Source organism: Pseudomonas beijingensis (assembly GCF_030687295.1).
In the GTDB taxonomy this organism is placed as follows: Bacteria; Pseudomonadota; Gammaproteobacteria; order Pseudomonadales; family Pseudomonadaceae; genus Aquipseudomonas; species Aquipseudomonas beijingensis.
The window spans coordinates 608,598-626,506 of record NZ_CP117425.1 but is presented as its reverse complement, the minus strand read 5'-3'; the positions used below and the strand labels follow the sequence as shown (position 1 = coordinate 626,506).

The following is a 17,909-nucleotide window of genomic DNA, read 5'->3' as shown; positions in this document are numbered from 1 at the left end:
GGGGAATCAGCCTTCGACAACAGCGAGGATTTCGCTCTCGCCGATAACCAGCAGGTCTTCGCCATCAACTTTCACAGTGTTGCTACCGGAGTAAGGGCCGAAAACAACCTTGTCACCCACTTTCACGGACAGCGCACGTACTTCACCGTTTTCCAGTGCTTTACCTGGGCCTACAGCGAGGACTTCACCCTGGTTTGGCTTTTCAGCAGCCGAACCTGGCAGGACGATACCGCCAGCGGTTTTCTTTTCTTCTTCGCTGCGACGGACGACGACGCGGTCATGCAGAGGACGAAGCTTCATTGTCGATCTCTCCTAATTGTGGTTTTCATCGGCCGGTGTAGTCCCGGCGGGTTTAACGAATCCGGCGGTGCCGGGTGCGGTTCGTCAAGCGAACCGCGGAAGTCTGTCCAGTGTTGCCACCGGAAACCTTGCGGTGACCCATACATAAGGGCGCACAAGCCGATTACAAGGGCCGGGTATGAAATTTTTTACTTCACGCAGCCAAAAACGAACACGGCACCGGAAGGTGCCGTGTCGCTGGTTTTTACCGAGGGTCGCGGTGTTCGAACTCGCCTTCGATCACGTTGGGCTCGCGGCCCACAGGTTCACGCGGAGTCGGACCGCCACGGGATTGCAGGTCATCGGCGAAGGCGCGCTGACGCATCGCCTGCTCTTCGGCGCGCTGACGCATTTTATTGGCCAGCAACCGACGGGTGAACGGCAACAGCATGACCAGGCCCAGCACGTCGCTGATAAAGCCGGGCAGGATCAACAGGCCGCCACCCAGGGCCAGCATCAGGCCTTCGAGCATGGTCTGGGCGGGCAGCTCGCCACGGTTCAGGCTTTCACGGGCACGCAGTGCCGTGGCGAGGCCGGCGATGCGCAGCACGAACACGCCGAGCATCGAGCCGAGAATGACCAGCAACAGCGCCGGGAAAAACCCGATCGCACCGCTGACCTTGACGAATACGAACAGCTCCAACACCGGGAACAGCAGAAAGAGCAACAAAAAAGGGCGCATCAAATGGTTCCTCAACGCAAGAATGCCTTGCTATGAAACCTTAAATGACGTCGCCCTTTCGTGAATTCAAGCATCAGCCACGGTATTTTTCGGCCATTGCTCGGCGTGAGCCAGATAAACCAAGGCTTCGCGCACTTGTGTCGGGGTGTTGCAGGGCGTCGCAAACGCCAGCCAGTGCAGGCCCTGGCCAATGCGCAGGTGCATGCCCTCGCTGTCGATGCCCACCAGTTGCGCCGGTTCGCTTTTCGACAGGCCGGCCAGCTCCACGTAATGAGCGATGGCTTTGGCGTGATCGGCATTCATGTGCTCGATCATGCTGGCTTCGGCTTTGCCGGCGAAGGGGTTGGCCAGGGTGAGCTGGTCGATCCAGTGAATGGCGCCAAAGCCGCCGATGTAGCGATGGCGCACCGGCTCGAGCACCCAGAAATCGAAATCATGGGCCTTGTGATAGTTCTGCGAGTCAGGGAAATAGCGGTAATAACGCTCGGCTGCCGCCTCGATGGCGGCGTTGTCTTCGAGTTTCCGGGCTTCGGCCAGGTAGGTCAGGCGCCCCACGGCCTGCACGTCCTCGGCACCGCGCTCGCCCACCAGCATCGAACACTTGGGGTCTTTTTGCAGATTGTGAGTGTGCTGGGCGATACGGCTGATCAGGATCAGCGGCTGGCCTTGTGCGTCCAGGCAATACGGCACCACGGAGCCGAACGGAAAACCTGGCATGGACTTGGAATGAGTGGAAAGCATTCCACGGTATTCCTTGAGCAGCAGTTCCCGGGCATGCTTGGCAGCTTCAACGCTCAATTTATGACTCCTTTTATTAAACTCGTCTAGAAAACGGTCAGGCGACTGGAGTAATGTTCCGATATACCTAGGGGACAGTTCTCGTGTGCAGTCGGGCTACACCGTCGCAAATCGAGAGGCCTCCCAACAGGTCCCCTCCACCGCTGCGCCATCTGGACATGAGAATGCAACTCACTGACAAAGTAATCATTATCACCGGCGGTTGCCAGGGCCTGGGCCGCTCCATGGCCGAGTATTTCGCGGACAAAGGCGCCAAGCTCGCGCTGGTGGACCTCAATCAGGAAAAACTCGACCAGGCGGTTGCCGCCTGCGCAGCCAAGGGCGTCGAGGCGCGTGCCTACCTGTGCAACGTCGCCAATGAAGAACAAGTGACCGACATGGTTGCCCGGGTGGCCGAGGACTTCGGCGCGATCCACGGGTTGATCAACAACGCCGGGATCCTGCGCGACGGCCTGCTGCTCAAGGTCAAGGACGGCGAAATGACCAAGATGAGCCTGGCCCAGTGGCAGGCGGTGATCGACGTCAACCTCACCGGTGTGTTCCTGTGCACCCGTGAAGTGGCGGCGAAAATGGTCGAACTGAAGAACAGCGGCGCCATCATCAACATTTCGTCGATCTCCCGCGCCGGCAACGTCGGCCAAACCAACTACTCGGCCGCCAAGGCTGGCGTGGCCGCTGCCACTGTGACCTGGGCCAAGGAGCTGGCGCGCTACGGCATCCGTGTCGCCGGCATAGCCCCGGGCTTCATCGAAACCGAGATGACCCTGAGCATGAAACCCGAGGCCCTGGAGAAAATGACCTCGGGGATTCCGCTCAAGCGCATGGGCAAGCCGGAGGAGATTGCTCATTCGGCGGCGTATATCTTCGAGAACGACTACTACACCGGTCGGATTCTGGAGATGGATGGTGGGTTGCGCATCTAGACCCAGCGCCCCCCCGTGTGGGAGCGAGCCTGTGGGAGCACAGCTTGCTCGCGATAGCGGTTTTAAAACCAACAGATGTGTTGTAGGTGACGCCGTCATCGCGAGCAAGCTGTGCTCCCACAGGCTTGCTCCCCATGGGATTGTGTTTCAAGCATCAATCATCGCTGACAGTGATGTTCGGCATCGCCGGCGATGCGGCCTCCTGCAACACGATCCGCGCGCCCACGTGGCGGGCAAGTTCCTGATAGACCATGGCGATTTGGCTGTCCGGCTCGGCGATGACGGTTGGCTTGCCGCCGTCGGCCTGTTCGCGGATCACCATCGACAGCGGTAGCGAAGCCAGCAATTCGACGCCGTACTGGGTCGCCAGTTTTTCCCCGCCACCTTCGCCGAACAGGTGCTCGGCATGTCCGCAATTGGAGCAGATGTGCACGGCCATGTTCTCCACCACGCCCAGCACCGGGATGTTCACCTTGCGGAACATCTCCACGCCCTTGCGCGCGTCCAACAGGGCCAAGTCCTGAGGGGTGGTGACGATCACCGCGCCGGCCACCGGGACTTTCTGCGCCAGGGTCAGCTGGATGTCGCCAGTGCCCGGCGGCATGTCGATCACCAGGTAATCCAGGTCGCCCCACGCGGTTTGCGTGACCAGTTGCAGCAAGGCCCCGGAAACCATCGGCCCGCGCCAGACCATCGGCGTGTTGTCGTCGGTCAGGAAGGCCATGGACATGACTTCCACGCCATGGGATTGCAGCGGCACGAACCACTTCTGGTCCTTGATCTGCGGCCGGGTACCCTCGGCGATCCCGAACATGATGCCCTGGCTCGGACCGTAGATGTCCGCGTCGAGAATCCCGACCTTCGCCCCTTCACGGGCCAGGGCCAGGGCCAGGTTGGCGGCGGTGGTGGACTTGCCCACGCCGCCCTTGCCCGAGGCCACGGCGATCACATTCTTGACATTGGCCAGCCCCGGCACCTGCGCCTGGGCCTTATGCGCGGCGATCACGCTGGTGACTTGGACCGTCGCGGCTGTCACGCCGTCCAGGCCTTCGATCGCCATTTGCAGCATCTGCGCCCAGCCGCTCTTGAACAGGTCGGCGGCGTAGCCGATCTCCAACTGAACATTGACGCGATCGCCCTGGATATCGATGGCGCGCACGCATCCGGCGCTGACCGGATCCTGGTTCAGGTAGGGGTCGGTGTACTGGCGAAGGACGGTTTCCACCGCTGCGCGGTTGACGGCGCTCATGGGCAACTCCGATAGCAAGACTTGAAAACAGGCCGCTATCCTACGCCCCGCGCTCCCGCGTGGCGACCCGATTAAGGGCCGCGAACGCTCTCGTGGCGAGGGAGCTTGCTCCCGCTGTGTGGGAGCAAGGCTTGCCCGCGATGCAGGCGATGGGATTTTTCAGAAATCGAGGTGCCTGTTTCGCGAGCAAGCTTTGCTCCCACAATCCCCTCGCCACCGGTTGTGCCTGTGCGGCTATCAGCAATGCATCCGGAAACAGGCCTGTGGGGTGAAATATATTTCCCGGCGCTTTATAGTGGCCGACCTCCGTTTCATCAAGTAGCCGAGCCCCATGTCCGAGCCACGCAAGATCCTCGTCACCAGCGCCCTGCCCTATGCCAATGGTTCGATTCACCTCGGCCATATGCTGGAATACATCCAGACCGATATGTGGACGCGCTTCCAGAAACATCGCGGCAACCAGTGCATCTATGTCTGCGCCGACGACGCCCACGGTTCGGCCATCATGCTGCGCGCGGAAAAGGAAGGCATCACCCCGGAACAACTGATCGCCAACGTCCAGGCCGAACACAGCGCCGACTTTGCCGAGTTCCTGGTGGACTTCGACAACTTCCACTCCACTCACGCCGAAGAAAACCGTGAGCTGTCGAGCCAGATCTATCTGAAGCTGCGTGACGCCGGACACATCGCCACCCGTTCGGTCACCCAGTATTTCGACCCGGAAAAGAACATGTTCCTGGCCGACCGCTTCATCAAGGGCACCTGCCCGAAATGCGGCACCGAAGACCAGTACGGCGACAACTGCGAAAAATGCGGCGCCACCTACGCACCGACCGATCTGAAAGACCCGAAATCGGCGATTTCCGGCGCCACCCCGGTGCTCAGGGACTCCCAGCACTTTTTCTTCAAGCTGCCGGATTTCCAGGCGATGCTGCAAACCTGGACCCGCAGCGGCACGTTGCACGACGCGGTGGCCAACAAGCTCGCCGAATGGCTCGACTCCGGCCTGCAAGAGTGGGACATTTCCCGCGACGCGCCGTACTTCGGCTTCGAAATCCCCGGCGAGCCCGGCAAGTATTTCTACGTGTGGCTGGACGCGCCCATCGGCTACATGGCGAGTTTCAAGAACCTTTGCGACCGCACGCCGGAGCTGGACTTCGACGCGTTCTGGGGCAAGGACTCCACGGCCGAGGTGTATCACTTCATCGGCAAGGACATCGTCAACTTCCACGCGCTGTTCTGGCCCGCCATGCTCGAAGGCGCCGGTTTCCGCAAGCCGACCGGCATCAACGTCCACGGCTACCTGACCGTCAATGGCCAGAAAATGTCCAAGTCCCGCGGCACCTTCATCAAGGCCCGGACTTACCTGGACCACCTGTCCCCGGAATACCTGCGCTACTACTACGCTGCCAAGCTTGGCCGCGGTGTCGACGACCTGGACCTGAACCTCGAAGACTTCGTGCAGAAGGTCAACTCCGACCTGGTGGGCAAGGTCGTCAACATTGCCAGCCGTTGCGCCGGGTTCATCCACAAGGGCAACGCTGGGGTCCTGGTCGCCGGTAACGCCGCGCCGGAACTGACCGACGCCTTCCTGGCCGCCGCGCCAAGCATCGCCGAAGCCTACGAGAGCCGCGACTTTGCCCGCGCCATGCGCGAAATCATGGCCCTGGCCGACCGCGCCAACGCCTGGATCGCCGACAAGGCCCCGTGGTCGCTGGCCAAGCAGGAAGGCAAGCAGGACGAAGTCCAGGCTATCTGCGCCTTGGGCATCAACCTGTTCCGTCAGTTGGTGATCTTCCTCAAGCCGGTGCTGCCGTTGCTGGCCGCCGATGCCGAAGCATTCCTGAACGTTGCACCGCTGACCTGGAACGACCACCAGACCCTGCTGAGCAACCATCAACTGAACGCGTTCAAGCCGTTGATGACCCGTATCGACCCCGCCAAGGTCCAAGCCATGGTCGACGCCTCCAAGGAAGACCTGGCCGCCAGCCAGACCGACACCGGCGCCCCTGCCGGCAACGGCGAGCTGGCCAAGGACCCGCTGTCGCCGGAAATCGACTTCGACGCCCTTCGCCGCCGTTGACCTGCGCGTGGCGCTGATCGTCAAGGCCGAAGCCGTCGAAGGGGCCGACAAGCTGCTGCGCCTGATCTTGGACATCGGCGACGAGCAACGCAACGTGTTCTCCGGCATCAAGAGTGCCTACCCGGACCCGGCCAAGCTCGAAGGTCGATTGACGATGATGATCGCCAACCTCAAGCCGCGCAAAATGCGCTTCGGTATCTCCGAAGGCATGGTGATGGCGGCGGGCCCCGGCGGCGAGGAGATCTACCTGTTGAGCCCTGACAGTGGCGCCAAGCCGGGCCAGCGGATCAAGTAACGCGACCGCGTGCTGCACCGATCCCACAGTCGCCTTGCAGGTGACTGTGGGATTTTCATATCTGGCCCACGCGCCCGGCGTGCCGGATAATGCCTAATCTTGTAACAGGCCCTTTGTCGCCCACGCACCCATGACCGAAATCGTCCTCACGCTGTTCAGCGCTGCCCTGATCAACAACCTGGTGTTGCATTGGCCGCTGGGCGTCGATCCGCTGCTGGCGGCCAACGGCAGAAAACAGGTGCACGCCCTGGGCGTGGCAACGACGTGCCTGATGTTGATCGTCGGCACCCTGGGCTATCTGGTCGATCATGGGCTACTCGTGCCGACAAACCTGACATCCCTGCGCCTGTTGGTCTGGCTGTCCTTGAACATCTTGCTGATCGAGCCCTTGCTGCGCCTGCTGACACGCTGGCTGCCAGCAATGCCGTTCGATGGGTTGTGGCCGCTGCTGCTCGGCAATGCCGGCATCCTGGGCGTCACGTTGCTCAACGGTCAGGAAGACCGAGGCCTGGGCCACGCCGTGGCGCTGGGGCTGGGTGCCGGGCTGGGCTTCTGGCTGGTGCTGAGCCTGTTCGAGGATCTGCGCCAGCGCACCTTCAATAACGCTATTGCCTTGCCCTTTCGGGGCCTGCCGATTCAGTTGATCAGCGCCGGACTGATGGCGGTGGCCTTTCTCGGATTGCGCGGGCTGGTCAAAACATGAGCCTGATTCAACGTATCGACGCCCTGCTGCCGCAGACCCAATGCGGCAAATGCGGCCACCCCGGGTGCAAGCCCTACGCCGAAGGCATCGCCCAGGGCGAGCCGATCAACAAATGCCCGCCCGGTGGACGCGAAACCATCGCGGCCCTGGCCGAGCTGATGAACATACCGGTGCTGGAACTGGACACCAGCCGCGGTGCGGCCCCGGCGCAAATCGCCTTTATCCGCGAAGCCGAATGCATCGGGTGCACCAAGTGCATCCAGGCCTGTCCGGTGGACGCGATTGTCGGTGCGGCCAAGCTGATGCACACCGTCCTTATCGATGAATGCACCGGTTGCGACCTGTGCGTAGCGCCCTGCCCGGTCGACTGCATCGAGATGCGGCCGCTGCCGACGGCAAGCGTGTTGCCGATTGTCGGCGGCTTGGCCTTCAGCGCCGCCGAGCAACAGGCGCGAACCGCCAAGCGCAATCACGCCCGGCGTCGCTTCGAACAGCGCAATGCGCGCCTGCGCCGCGAAGAAGAACAACGCCAGGCCGAACGCCTGGCTCGAACCCAACGCGCAGCACAGGCCAAGGAACAGGAGCAGCCGCTCGACCCCGTACAAGCCGCACTGGAACGCGTGCGCACGCAAAAAGCCGCCACCGCCGATGCTGCCTTGAAAAAAGCCAAGGTTGACTTGGCCATGAGCCGGGCGCAGTTGAACAAATCCTTGAAAGCGTTCGGCCATCCGCCGACCTTCGAACAGCAGTCGCAACTGATTGTGCTGCAACGCCAGTTCGAAGCAGCCGAGCAGGCCCTGAGCCAACTGGAGAACGCCGCGCCAGCGACCACTCCAGCACCAGCACCGCCGCCGGCACAAAGCGCCGAACTGAAGCGGGCCAAGATCCAACTGGCGATGCGCCGCGCCGAACTCAGCAAAGCCCGCACGGCAGCGGCCTCGGACGAACAGCTGCAGGCGTTGGAGCAAGCAGTGAAGGATGCCGAACGCCAGGTGGACGTCCATGCCGCTTCCTGAGCCGGTGGACGAACGGCTGCGGCCCGCGATGATGCGGGTGTTGCTGGCGACACTGCCCGGCGTGCTGGCGTTGCTGTGGTTCCAGGGCTGGGGCGTGGCGCTCAACCTGCTGTTGTCCGGCTTTACCGCGCTGGCGGTCGAAGCGTGGATTCTGCGTTTGCGCCGCCGGCCGCTCAAACCCGAGCTCAACGATGGCAGCGCGCTGGTCAGTGCCACGCTGCTGGCCCTGGCCTTGCCGGCGTATTGTCCCTGGTGGCTGACCGTCACGGCGGCCGCCTGCGCCTTGCTGTTCGGCAAACACCTGTGGGGCGGCGTCGGCAGCAACCCGTTCAACCCGGCGATGCTCGGGTACGCCCTGGTGCTGGTGGCGTTTCCCGCCCATATGAGTCCGGCGCCCCACGGCATGGGCCTGCTTGAAGGTCTGCAACAGGTGTTCGGCACCCATCCGGCGCCCGATGCCTGGGCCGGAGCCACCGCTCTGGACAGCCTGCGGACCAACACGAGCCTGACCATCGATGAACTGTTCGCCAGCAATCCGGCGTTCGGGCGTTTCGGTGGCCGCGGTGCCGAATGGGTCAATCTGGCTTTCCTGGCAGGCGGCCTGTTTCTGTTGCAGCAACGGGTGTTCAGTTGGCATGCGCCGGTGGGCCTGCTGGCGAGCCTGTTCATCGTCAGCCTGTTGTGCTGGAACGGCTCGGGCTCCGACTCCCACGGCTCACCGCTGTTTCATCTGTTCAGCGGCGCGACCATGCTCGGCGCGTTTTTTATCGCCACCGAACCGGTCTCAGGTGCCAAGGCCCCGCTCGCCCGCTTGCTGTTTGGCGCGAGCATGGGGCTGCTGGTCTACCTGATCCGCACCTGGGGCGGCTACCCGGATGGCGTGGCGTTCGCGGTGCTGCTGATGAACCTCGGCGTGCCGGCACTGGACCGGTTTGCCGAGGCGCGACAACGGCGACCACTGACATGAAGAATCCCGGCGGCGTGGCAACCCTGATCCTGTTGATCGGCCTCGGTAGCGGTGCCACTTACCTCACACACCTCGGCACCGCCGAGCGTATCGAGGCCCAGCGGCAAGCGTTGGCGAACAGGACCTTGCTTGAGGTACTGCCCACTGACCGCTATGACAATCAGCCGTTGGCGAACCCGGTTTTCACCGCCTCGGTACCCTTGGCCCATAGCACGCTGCTGGACGGTTACCTGGCGACCCGCAACGGCCAGCCCAGCGCCGTGCTGCTGCGTAGCCAGGCGCTGGGCTATGAAGGCAGCATCGAATTGCTGGTCGCCATCGACCCACAGGGCCGGCTGCTGGGCGTCAAGACGCTGCGCCAAGCCGAGACATCCGGGTTGGGCGCGGCGATTGCCGGCTGGCCGAACGCCTGGTTGCAGACCTTCACCGGCAAATCACGCCAGGCGCCTGACGACAGCGGCTGGGCTTTGAAAAAGGACCAGGGTCAGTTCGATCAACTGGCCGGCGCAACGGTAACGTCCCGGGCGGTGCTCCAGGCGGTTCACGACGCGTTGCGTTACTTCGACGAGCACAAGGCTCAGTTGATGGGAGTGCCTGCCAATGAATAAACCATGGGGCCTGACACATGGCCTGCTGCTCGTCCCGCTGGTTGGCGCCAGCGATTCGCTGATGGGTGCACTGGTGCTATGGCTGGCCTGGGCCTTGATTCTCTTCTGCCAAGGCTTGGCGATGGGGCTTGTCCGGCAGCGCCTGACAGCCGGGCAACGGCTGCTCGCCGCCATTGTGCTGGCCGCCACCCTGACCACTTGCACAGGCTTGATCATCCAGGCCTGGACGCTGGAACCGTATCGATCGCTGAGCCTGTACCTGGGCTGGATCGCCCTGAGCTGCGTGGCGCTGGAGCATGCGGGTTTCTTCGTTGAAGCGCGCTGGCCTGGACGCCTCAGGCTGGCTGGGGTGTTCGGTCTCTTGATGATCAGCCTGGGCACCCTGCGCGAGCTGATCGGCAGCGGTCTCCCCCTGGCCTCGCTCGCCCCGGGTGGGTTCATTCTGCTCGGGCTGCTGTTGGCGGCCCGACAGGCCTGGACGGCAGCCAAATCCCCTTCAACCACCGAGGAAACGCCGCGCCCATGAACGCCGCAAAACGCCTGGAAATATTCCGTCGCTTTCACGAGGACAACCCGGAACCGAAAACCGAACTGGCCTATTCCTCGCCGTTCGAGTTGCTGATCGCGGTCATCCTGTCGGCCCAGTCCACCGACGTCGGCGTCAACAAGGCCACGGCTAAATTGTTCCCGGTTGCCAACACCCCGGAAGCAATCTACGCCCTGGGCGTTGAAGGGTTGTCCGAGTACATCAAGACCATCGGCCTGTTCAACAGCAAGGCCAAGAACGTGATCGAAACCTGCCGCCTGCTGATCGAGCGCCACGGCAGTGAAATCCCGCAGACCCGTGAAGCGCTGGAGGCCCTTCCGGGTGTTGGCCGCAAAACCGCCAACGTCGTGCTCAACACCGCATTCCGGCAGTTGACCATGGCGGTCGACACCCACATTTTCCGCGTCAGCAACCGTACCGGGTTGGCCCCCGGCAAAAACGTGGTGGAAGTGGAGAAGAAGCTGATGAAATTTGTCCCCAAGGAATACCTGCTGGACTCCCATCACTGGCTCATCCTCCATGGACGCTACGTCTGCCTGGCGCGCAAGCCCCGCTGCGGCAGCTGCCGAATCGAAGATTTATGCGAATACAAGCACAAGACCTCTGACGATTGAGGCGCTATTGCTTTTATCGATCCATCGATTGAAAAAATCTTTTTTACCCGCCCGTGGTTTATCGATATAAGGAGCGCCAATGGCAGTCTTAGCCTGGAGTCGAACCCATGAGTGCTGGCAAAGAACAACTGGATGTAGAAGACGAATTCATCGCCGCTGAGGCCGACGACGTCGAACCTGTGGTCGTGGAAGTGGCGAAAACCAACCTGAGCAAGCGCCGCACCATCGATAACCTGCTGGAAGAGCGTCGTTTACAGAAGCAACTGGCCGATTACGACTTTGACCTCTGACACGTAAAAGCCTCCCTGATGGAGGCTTTTTACTGAGTACGCGTGACAGAAGCCTCACACCAACCCATTGCGCTGCGCCAGCTCGATCAGGTCGACCAGCGAACGGGCATTGAGCTTCAATAACAGACGAGTCTTGTAAGTACTGACGGTCTTGTTGCTCAAGAACATTCCATCGGCGATTTCCTTGTTGGTCTTGCCGCGCGCCAGTTGCTGCAAGACCATCATCTCCCGCCCCGATAACCGATCGACCATATCGGACTCACTGGCGTTACCCAGACTTGATCGCACCGTATGCAGTGCCTGGTTCGGAAAGTAACTGTAACCGGACAGAACAGCCTTGATAGCACTCAATAACTCGGTAAGGTCCTGTTGCTTGCAGACATACCCGGCCGCCCCTGTCTGCATGCAGCGCATCGAAAAATGTCCGGGCGCCTGAGAAGTCAGCACCAACACCTTCATTGACGAAGGGATGGCCGTCAAACGGGCAATGACCTCCAACCCGTCCAGTTTCGGAATACCGATATCGAGAATGACGATATCGGGCATAAGTTCACGAGCAAGTTGTAACGCATCGACGCCGTTGTCGGTTTCGGCAACGACCTCATAACCATGACGCTCCATCAGCAAACGTACAGCAAGACGAATGACGGGATGATCATCCACGATCAGCACTTTATTCATGGGCAAATCCAACTTCGCTGTTCGAATTTTTAGAGCACGCACAATAGCCTAGTCATTTCTACCTTGGCATGCCGCTCCCCCCTGACCGCTCGCACCGAGAGACAGAACCTACAAGCTATACAGAAAATTCCTACAAATTCCGCGGGGAAAAATGTGTCCTGAATTTTTCACAGAGATGGACTGACCACCTTTAACAATCCGCTACCTCTATGAATAATGCACCCTTTCACCGCGCTACCTGTCTGCGGACCGGCCATCGAAATGCTCTTTACTCATAAAGAGTAACCGAATTATTTACTGTTAAAACAGCCGTACTTCACTTCAGCAATAGGAATTCATATATAAAAGACACCCGGATAGCTGATATTAAATATTAGCGCTCCTGACAGCTGCATCGAGCCCTTATTAACCACCGACACTCTTTTTCAACCTACTCACCGAGCATGAATATTCCATGAGCATTAACCATGAACAAACCTTTGAAAACCATCACCAACCCCATGACCCTTATCGCCATATTCGCAACTTTATCCGAAACTTCCGCGGCGATTTCCCTGCCTTTCCTGGATGACCAGGATCGTGAGTATTACCTTTGGTTCCTGATCAGCTTTCCGTTTTATCTATTGCTGCTTTTTTTCATCACGCTCAACTTCAATTATCGTTCCTTGTATTCACCTTCTGATTTTCGCAAGAGCAAGCACTTCATAAAGACCATGGATGACGCGACCGGTCGGCGTAAACGAATGCTGCGCCGGACAGGCAAGGACCCACGGCTGCTGATATGCCTTCATCGACACAGGCGTGAATCGCCGGACGCCCTTTGTATCTTATGCAGCCAATCCCAGCGCTTGATCGGGACTTGTCGATCGGAGCATTTGAAGCACGTCGGCACCGTCGTGTACGTCATCTACAACCAGGCAGACCTTGCAGCCCACGGGCAGGATGAATGAGCCATCAGGTACAACGCTGCGGCACGCGTAAAAAGGGGGGTAAAAAAAACGGCCTGCTCAAGGCAGGCCGTTTTTTTGATAGCCAGGATCAGAACAGCTTGCGACCCTTGTTCGCCGCGATGCGCATGCGCAGGGCGTTGAGCTTGATGAAGCCGGCCGCGTCGGCCTGGTTGTAGGCACCGCCGTCTTCTTCGAAGGTCGCGATGTTGGCATCGAACAGCGACTCGTCGGACTTACGCCCGGTGACGATCACGTTGCCCTTGTACAGCTTCAGGCGTACCACGCCATTCACATGAGCCTGGGAGGCGTCGATCATTTGCTGCAGCATCAGACGCTCAGGGCTCCACCAGTAGCCGGTGTAGATCAGGCTGGCGTACTTGGGCATCAACTCGTCCTTGAGGTGGGCCACTTCGCGGTCCAGGGTGATCGATTCGATCGCCCGGTGGGCGCGCAGCATGATGGTGCCCCCCGGGGTTTCATAGCAGCCGCGGGACTTCATGCCGACATAACGGTTCTCGACGATGTCCAGGCGACCGATGCCGTGTTCGCCGCCGATGCGGTTCAGGGTCGCCAGCACGGTGGCCGGGCTCATTTCCACGCCGTCCAGCGCAACGATATCGCCATTGCGATAGGTCAGCTCCAGGTATTGCGGGGTGTCTGGGGCCTTCTCCGGGGAGACGGTCCAACGCCACATGTCTTCTTCGTGCTCGGTCCAGGTGTCTTCCAGCACGCCGCCTTCATAGGAGATGTGCAGCAGGTTGGCATCCATCGAGTACGGGGATTTCTTCTTGCCGTGGCGCTCGATCGGGATCGCGTGCTTCTCGGCGTAGTCCATCAGTTTTTCACGGGACAACAGGTCCCATTCACGCCACGGTGCAATGACTTTCACGCCCGGCTTGAGGGCGTAGGCGCCCAGCTCGAAACGCACCTGGTCGTTGCCTTTGCCGGTGGCGCCGTGGGAAATGGCGTCAGCGCCGGTTTCGTTGGCGATTTCGATCAGGCGCTTGGCGATCAACGGACGGGCGATGGACGTACCCAGCAGGTACTCGCCTTCATAAACGGTGTTGGCGCGGAACATCGGGAACACGAAGTCGCGGACGAACTCTTCGCGCAGGTCATCGATGTAGATCTCTTTGACGCCCATGGCCTGAGCCTTGGCGCGTGCAGGTTCGACTTCTTCGCCCTGCCCCAGGTCTGCGGTGAAGGTCACCACTTCGCAGTTATAAGTGTCCTGCAGCCACTTGAGGATCACCGAAGTGTCCAGGCCGCCGGAATACGCCAGAACGACCTTGTTTACGTCCGCCATGCCATCACTCCACGGGTTGTACGGAAAGCCGGGAAGTCTAACGTCCAGCGCGGATAATTTACAGGGGCGCGACAGCTTATGACGACGAAGCGACAGATTATGTCGAGCGCGCGACGACCAATCCGGCTCAGGACGTCCGCGCAGCGGTGGAAGCGGGCGTGGAGATCGGTGCCTTGGCCGGCGCGGCAGTCGGCGCCGGGACCTTGGCTGGAGCCGCAGCGGGCGCTGGCTGCGGTGCTGGTGCCGGAGCTTCACCCGGCGCCCCACGCTCCAGGCGCACGACCACGCGACGGTTCTTGGCCCGGTTGGCGGCGTTGGTATTGGACACCAGGGGATAACGCTCGCCATGGAACCGCAGTGTGATCTGTGACTCCTGAAAACCATTGGCCTTGAAGAAGTCCTGGACCGCCAGGGCCCGGCGGCGCGACAGCTCACGGTTGGTCAGGCGGTTGCCGCTATTGTCAGAGTGACCGTCGAGCTCGACACGATTGACGCTCGGGTCGGCCTTGATGAAGTCGAGCATCACCTGCAACTGGGCCTTGGCCTGAGCATCGAGCTCGACCCCTTCGCCGGGGAAACCGATTTGAGTTTGCTTAATCTGCTCGAAATTCTTTGGTAACAGTTTCGCCACGCAGCCTTGATAGTCACTAAAGGCCTTATTGAAGCGCACCGGCAACAATCGGACTTCCGAAACCCGTCCATCCTCGGTGTTACGCCGCACCACAGGGCTGCGACCCTCCATCAGCCCACTGATCAAGCGCCCGGCCTGAACCTGGGAGCTGTTGAACAACACGTCGCCACTGCCGATCCTGACCGACCCCAGGTTAATGTCGCCGCGCCCCGGTTGCCACGGTGCGGCGGCCGCCAGCAACGTGGCAGAACCGCCGCCCAGCATCGGGTTATGGCTCTTGAGGCGGAACGTGGCCTGTTCGCCCGCCCGGCGCACGAATTCGCCGCTGCCGAAATCGGTGATCGGCTGGCTCAGCCGGCACTCGAACTTGTCGCCTTCGACCGTCCACTCAATGCTCTCCAGACGGGTCTGGAAAGTGAGCGCCATGGCGGGAAGGCTGGCAAACACACTGAGCAAGGCTAGATAACGCTGGCGCACGGGAGGCTCCACTGACTTTTATACAAAGATCGACGCATGCTTGAGGGCATGACGCCTGTCCGGGGCACTGCACGGATTCGTGGCACACCTGTAGGAGCTATCGGTAAGTTGTGGCAGAACTTGATAGCGGGTGCCTGAATCGGTCTTTTCCGGTAGCATTCCCCAGAGTTTGACCCGCCTGGAAGCCCCCCAATGTCCGACCGCCTGACCCTGCTGCGTCCCGACGACTGGCATATTCATCTTCGCGATGGTGCTGTGTTGACCCATACCGTCGCCGATGTCGCGCGCACCTTCGGGCGCGCAATCATCATGCCTAACCTGGTTCCGCCCGTGCGCAACGCCGCCGAAGCCGATGGCTATCGCCAGCGGATCCTCGCCGCGCGCCCGGCTGGCAGCCACTTCGAACCGCTGATGGTGCTTTACCTCACCGACCGCACCCAGCCCGAAGAGATTCGCGACGCCAAGGCCAGCGGTTTTGTCCATGCCGCCAAGCTGTACCCCGCCGGCGCGACCACCAACTCCGATTCCGGTGTCACCAGCATCGACAAGATCTTCCCGGCGCTGGAGGCCATGGCCGAAGTCGGCATGCCGTTGTTGATCCATGGTGAAGTCACCCGGGGCGACGTCGACGTGTTCGACCGCGAGAAGATCTTCATCGACGAGCACATGCGCCGCGTCGTGGAACGTTTCCCGACCCTCAAGGTGGTGTTCGAACACATCACCACCGGCGATGCCGTGCAGTTCGTCAACGAGGCCCCAGCCAACGTCGGCGCGACCATTACCGCCCATCACCTGCTGTACAACCGCAACCACATGCTGGTGGGCGGGATCCGGCCGCACTTCTATTGCCTGCCGATCCTCAAGCGCAATACCCACCAGGAAGCCTTGCTGGACGCCGCCACCAGCGGTAGCGCCAAGTTTTTCCTCGGCACCGACTCGGCGCCCCACGCCCAGCACGCCAAGGAAGCGGCCTGCGGTTGCGCCGGCTGCTACACCGCCTATGCCGCCATCGAGATGTACGCCGAGGCGTTCGAGCAGCGCGACGCGCTGGACAAGCTCGAAGGCTTCGCCAGCCTGCACGGCCCGAGTTTCTATGGCCTGCCGGTGAACACCGATCGTATTACCCTGGTCCGTGACGAATGGACCGCCCCCGTCAGCCTGCCCTTCGGCGAGCAGACCGTCATCCCGCTGCGCGCCGGTGAAAAACTGCGCTGGCGCCTGCTGGAGGAAAACGCGTGAGTGAAGATCATTTCGACGACGAACTGGACGGCAACGGTGGTTCGGGCGGCGCCCGTCACCCCATGGCCGCGCGGTTCCGTGGCTACCTGCCGGTGGTCGTCGATGTAGAAACCGGTGGTTTCAATTCCGCCACCGACGCCTTGCTGGAAATCGCCGCGACCACCATCGGCATGGACGAAAAAGGCTTTGTGTTCCCTGACCACACCTATTTCTTCCGGGTCGAACCGTTCGAAGGCGCCAACGTCGAAGCGGCGGCCCTGGAGTTCACCGGGATCAAGCTCGATCACCCGTTGCGCATGGCGGTCAGCGAAGAAACGGCCCTGACCGACATCTTCCGTGGCGTGCGCAAGGCGCTCAAGGCCAACGGTTGCAAGCGGGCGATCCTGGTTGGCCACAACAGCAGCTTCGACCTGGGCTTCCTCAACGCCGCCGTCGCGCGCCTGGACATGAAGCGCAACCCGTTCCACCCGTTCTCCAGCTTCGACACCGCGACCCTGGCTGGCCTGGCGTATGGCCAGACCGTCCTGGCCAAGGCGTGCCAGGCGGCCGACATCGATTTCGATGGCCGTGAAGCCCACTCGGCCCGCTACGACACCGAGAAGACCGCCGAGCTGTTCTGCGGCATCGTCAACCGGTGGAAAGAGATGGGTGGCTGGCAGGATTTCGACGACTAAAGAGCAGAGCCATTGTGGCGGCGCCACTCTGTGGGAGCAAAGCTTGCTCGCGACACAGGCGACTGGTTTTTTGGAAGACCGCATCGCCGCCATCGCGGGCAAGCCTTGCTCCCACAGATAAATCCCCTCGCCACAGGGTGCTGTGTTTCAGCCGATGATCTGGCTTGAAACACCCATAAAAAAACCGGCCCATCGAGGGCCGGTTTTTTTATGCCTGGGTGTGCGCTTACAGCTTGTCGCCGTTCTCGCTCAGGTAAGCGGCCACGCCTTCAGGCGACGCGTTCATGCCCTTGTCGCCTTTTTTCCAGTTGGCCGGGCAGACTTCGCCGTGCTCTTCGTGGAATTGCAGCGCATCGACCAGACGGATCAGCTCTTCCATGTTACGGCCCAGCGGCAGGTCGTTGATGATCTGCGAACGGACAACGCCCTTGTCGTCGATCAGGAACGCGCCACGGAAGGCCACGCCGCCTTCGGACTCAACGTCATAGGCCTTGGCGATTTCGTGCTTCATGTCGGCAGCCATGGTGTATTTCACCTGACCGATACCGCCATTGTTGATCGGGGTGTTGCGCCAGGCGTTGTGAGTGAAGTGCGAGTCGATCGAAACAGCAACCACTTCAACGTTGCGCGCCTTGAAATCATCCATGCGGTGATCCAGTGCGATCAGCTCGGACGGGCAGACGAAGGTGAAGTCCAGCGGATAGAAGAACACCAGGCCGTATTTGCCTTTGATGGCCGAGGACAGGGTGAAGCTGTCGACGATTTCGCCGTTGCCGAGGACGGCTGGAACGGTAAAGTCTGGGGCTTGTTTGCCTACGAGTACGCTCATTGGATATC

18 protein-coding genes and 2 pseudogenes are annotated in these 17,909 nt (G+C 61.0%); 12 read left to right on the top strand and 8 right to left on the bottom strand.

Features of this window, described 5'->3' with window-relative positions:
- Positions 1-6 precede the first annotated feature (6 nt).
- From PSH84_RS02885 to PSH84_RS02875, 3 genes are all read right to left on the bottom strand, one after another.
- The gene (locus tag PSH84_RS02885) at positions 7-300 is read right to left on the bottom strand and encodes a co-chaperone GroES (RefSeq protein WP_024619193.1); all 294 of its coding nucleotides are present in this window, start codon (positions 298-300) and stop codon (positions 7-9) included.
- Positions 301-544: 244 nt separating this feature from the next.
- The gene (locus tag PSH84_RS02880) at positions 545-1,021 is read right to left on the bottom strand and encodes an FxsA family protein (protein ID WP_305468200.1); all 477 of its coding nucleotides are present in this window, start codon (positions 1,019-1,021) and stop codon (positions 545-547) included.
- A 66-nt stretch (positions 1,022-1,087) separates the two neighbouring features.
- Positions 1,088-1,819 (bottom strand): HugZ family pyridoxamine 5'-phosphate oxidase, encoded by a 732-nt coding sequence (locus tag PSH84_RS02875; protein WP_122569335.1) that lies wholly within the window; start codon positions 1,817-1,819, stop codon positions 1,088-1,090.
- Between the two features lie 164 nt (positions 1,820-1,983).
- On the opposite strand from PSH84_RS02875, the gene PSH84_RS02870 reads away from it, so the two are divergent.
- Entirely contained in the window at positions 1,984-2,742 is a 759-nt protein-coding gene (locus PSH84_RS02870) for an SDR family oxidoreductase (protein WP_122569336.1), read from the top strand.
- Positions 2,743-2,896: 154 nt separating this feature from the next.
- On the opposite strand, the gene apbC is transcribed toward PSH84_RS02870, so the two are convergent.
- Positions 2,897-3,991 (bottom strand): iron-sulfur cluster carrier protein ApbC, encoded by a 1,095-nt coding sequence (gene apbC / locus PSH84_RS02865; protein ID WP_122569337.1) that lies wholly within the window; start codon positions 3,989-3,991, stop codon positions 2,897-2,899.
- 331 nt (positions 3,992-4,322) lie between these two features.
- On the opposite strand from apbC, the pseudogene metG reads away from it, so the two are divergent.
- From metG to PSH84_RS02825, 8 genes and pseudogenes are all read left to right on the top strand, one after another.
- A pseudogene (gene metG, locus PSH84_RS02860) lies at positions 4,323-6,369 on the top strand (methionine--tRNA ligase).
- A gap of 130 nt (positions 6,370-6,499) precedes the next feature.
- Entirely contained in the window at positions 6,500-7,072 is a 573-nt protein-coding gene (locus PSH84_RS02855; protein ID WP_305482260.1) for an Rnf-Nqr domain containing protein, read from the top strand.
- The gene (gene rsxB / locus PSH84_RS02850) at positions 7,069-8,088 is read left to right on the top strand and encodes an electron transport complex subunit RsxB (RefSeq protein ID WP_305482259.1); all 1,020 of its coding nucleotides are present in this window, start codon (positions 7,069-7,071) and stop codon (positions 8,086-8,088) included. Before PSH84_RS02855 ends, rsxB begins: the two co-directional genes overlap by 4 nt.
- Entirely contained in the window at positions 8,075-9,055 is a 981-nt protein-coding gene (locus PSH84_RS02845) for an RnfABCDGE type electron transport complex subunit D (protein WP_305482258.1), read from the top strand. The genes rsxB and PSH84_RS02845 overlap by 14 nt, the downstream gene beginning before the upstream one ends.
- The gene (locus tag PSH84_RS02840; protein ID WP_305482257.1) at positions 9,052-9,663 is read left to right on the top strand and encodes an RnfABCDGE type electron transport complex subunit G; all 612 of its coding nucleotides are present in this window, start codon (positions 9,052-9,054) and stop codon (positions 9,661-9,663) included. Before PSH84_RS02845 ends, PSH84_RS02840 begins: the two co-directional genes overlap by 4 nt.
- A complete protein-coding gene (locus PSH84_RS02835; protein WP_305482256.1) occupies positions 9,656-10,189 on the top strand; it encodes an Rnf-Nqr domain containing protein in 534 nt (177 codons plus the stop codon). The genes PSH84_RS02840 and PSH84_RS02835 overlap by 8 nt, the downstream gene beginning before the upstream one ends.
- On the top strand, positions 10,186-10,824 hold the full coding sequence (gene nth / locus PSH84_RS02830; RefSeq protein ID WP_053124528.1) for an endonuclease III: 639 nt from the start codon (positions 10,186-10,188) through the stop codon (positions 10,822-10,824). The genes PSH84_RS02835 and nth overlap by 4 nt, the downstream gene beginning before the upstream one ends.
- A gap of 107 nt (positions 10,825-10,931) precedes the next feature.
- Positions 10,932-11,114 (top strand): PA3496 family putative envelope integrity protein, encoded by a 183-nt coding sequence (locus PSH84_RS02825; RefSeq protein WP_003204937.1) that lies wholly within the window; start codon positions 10,932-10,934, stop codon positions 11,112-11,114.
- A 54-nt stretch (positions 11,115-11,168) separates the two neighbouring features.
- On the opposite strand, the gene PSH84_RS02820 is transcribed toward PSH84_RS02825, so the two are convergent.
- The gene (locus PSH84_RS02820; RefSeq protein ID WP_053124532.1) at positions 11,169-11,795 is read right to left on the bottom strand and encodes a response regulator transcription factor; all 627 of its coding nucleotides are present in this window, start codon (positions 11,793-11,795) and stop codon (positions 11,169-11,171) included.
- Between the two features lie 467 nt (positions 11,796-12,262).
- On the opposite strand from PSH84_RS02820, the pseudogene PSH84_RS02815 reads away from it, so the two are divergent.
- A pseudogene (locus PSH84_RS02815) lies at positions 12,263-12,553 on the top strand (hypothetical protein); the annotation flags it as partial.
- A gap of 280 nt (positions 12,554-12,833) precedes the next feature.
- Here the strand turns inward: PSH84_RS02815 and PSH84_RS02810 are convergent.
- Both PSH84_RS02810 and PSH84_RS02805 read right to left on the bottom strand, forming a co-directional pair.
- Positions 12,834-14,051, bottom strand: coding sequence for an argininosuccinate synthase (locus PSH84_RS02810; RefSeq protein ID WP_003204943.1), 1,218 nt, complete (start codon positions 14,049-14,051; stop codon positions 12,834-12,836).
- A 127-nt stretch (positions 14,052-14,178) separates the two neighbouring features.
- Positions 14,179-15,159 carry a flagellar protein MotY gene (locus PSH84_RS02805; RefSeq protein WP_122569346.1) on the bottom strand — a complete coding sequence of 327 codons (981 nt, stop codon included), beginning with the start codon at positions 15,157-15,159 and terminating at the stop codon, positions 14,179-14,181.
- A gap of 192 nt (positions 15,160-15,351) precedes the next feature.
- Between PSH84_RS02805 and pyrC the strand changes: the two genes are divergently transcribed.
- Positions 15,352-16,398 carry a dihydroorotase gene (gene pyrC / locus PSH84_RS02800; RefSeq protein WP_305482255.1) on the top strand — a complete coding sequence of 349 codons (1,047 nt, stop codon included), beginning with the start codon at positions 15,352-15,354 and terminating at the stop codon, positions 16,396-16,398.
- On the top strand, positions 16,395-17,072 hold the full coding sequence (gene rnt, locus PSH84_RS02795) for a ribonuclease T (protein ID WP_003204947.1): 678 nt from the start codon (positions 16,395-16,397) through the stop codon (positions 17,070-17,072). Before pyrC ends, rnt begins: the two co-directional genes overlap by 4 nt.
- A 226-nt stretch (positions 17,073-17,298) precedes the next feature.
- Here the strand turns inward: rnt and PSH84_RS02790 are convergent, their stop codons facing one another.
- Positions 17,299-17,901, bottom strand: a complete 603-nt coding sequence (locus tag PSH84_RS02790; protein WP_122569349.1) for a peroxiredoxin — start codon at positions 17,899-17,901, stop codon at positions 17,299-17,301.
- Positions 17,902-17,909: the final 8 nt, after the last annotated feature.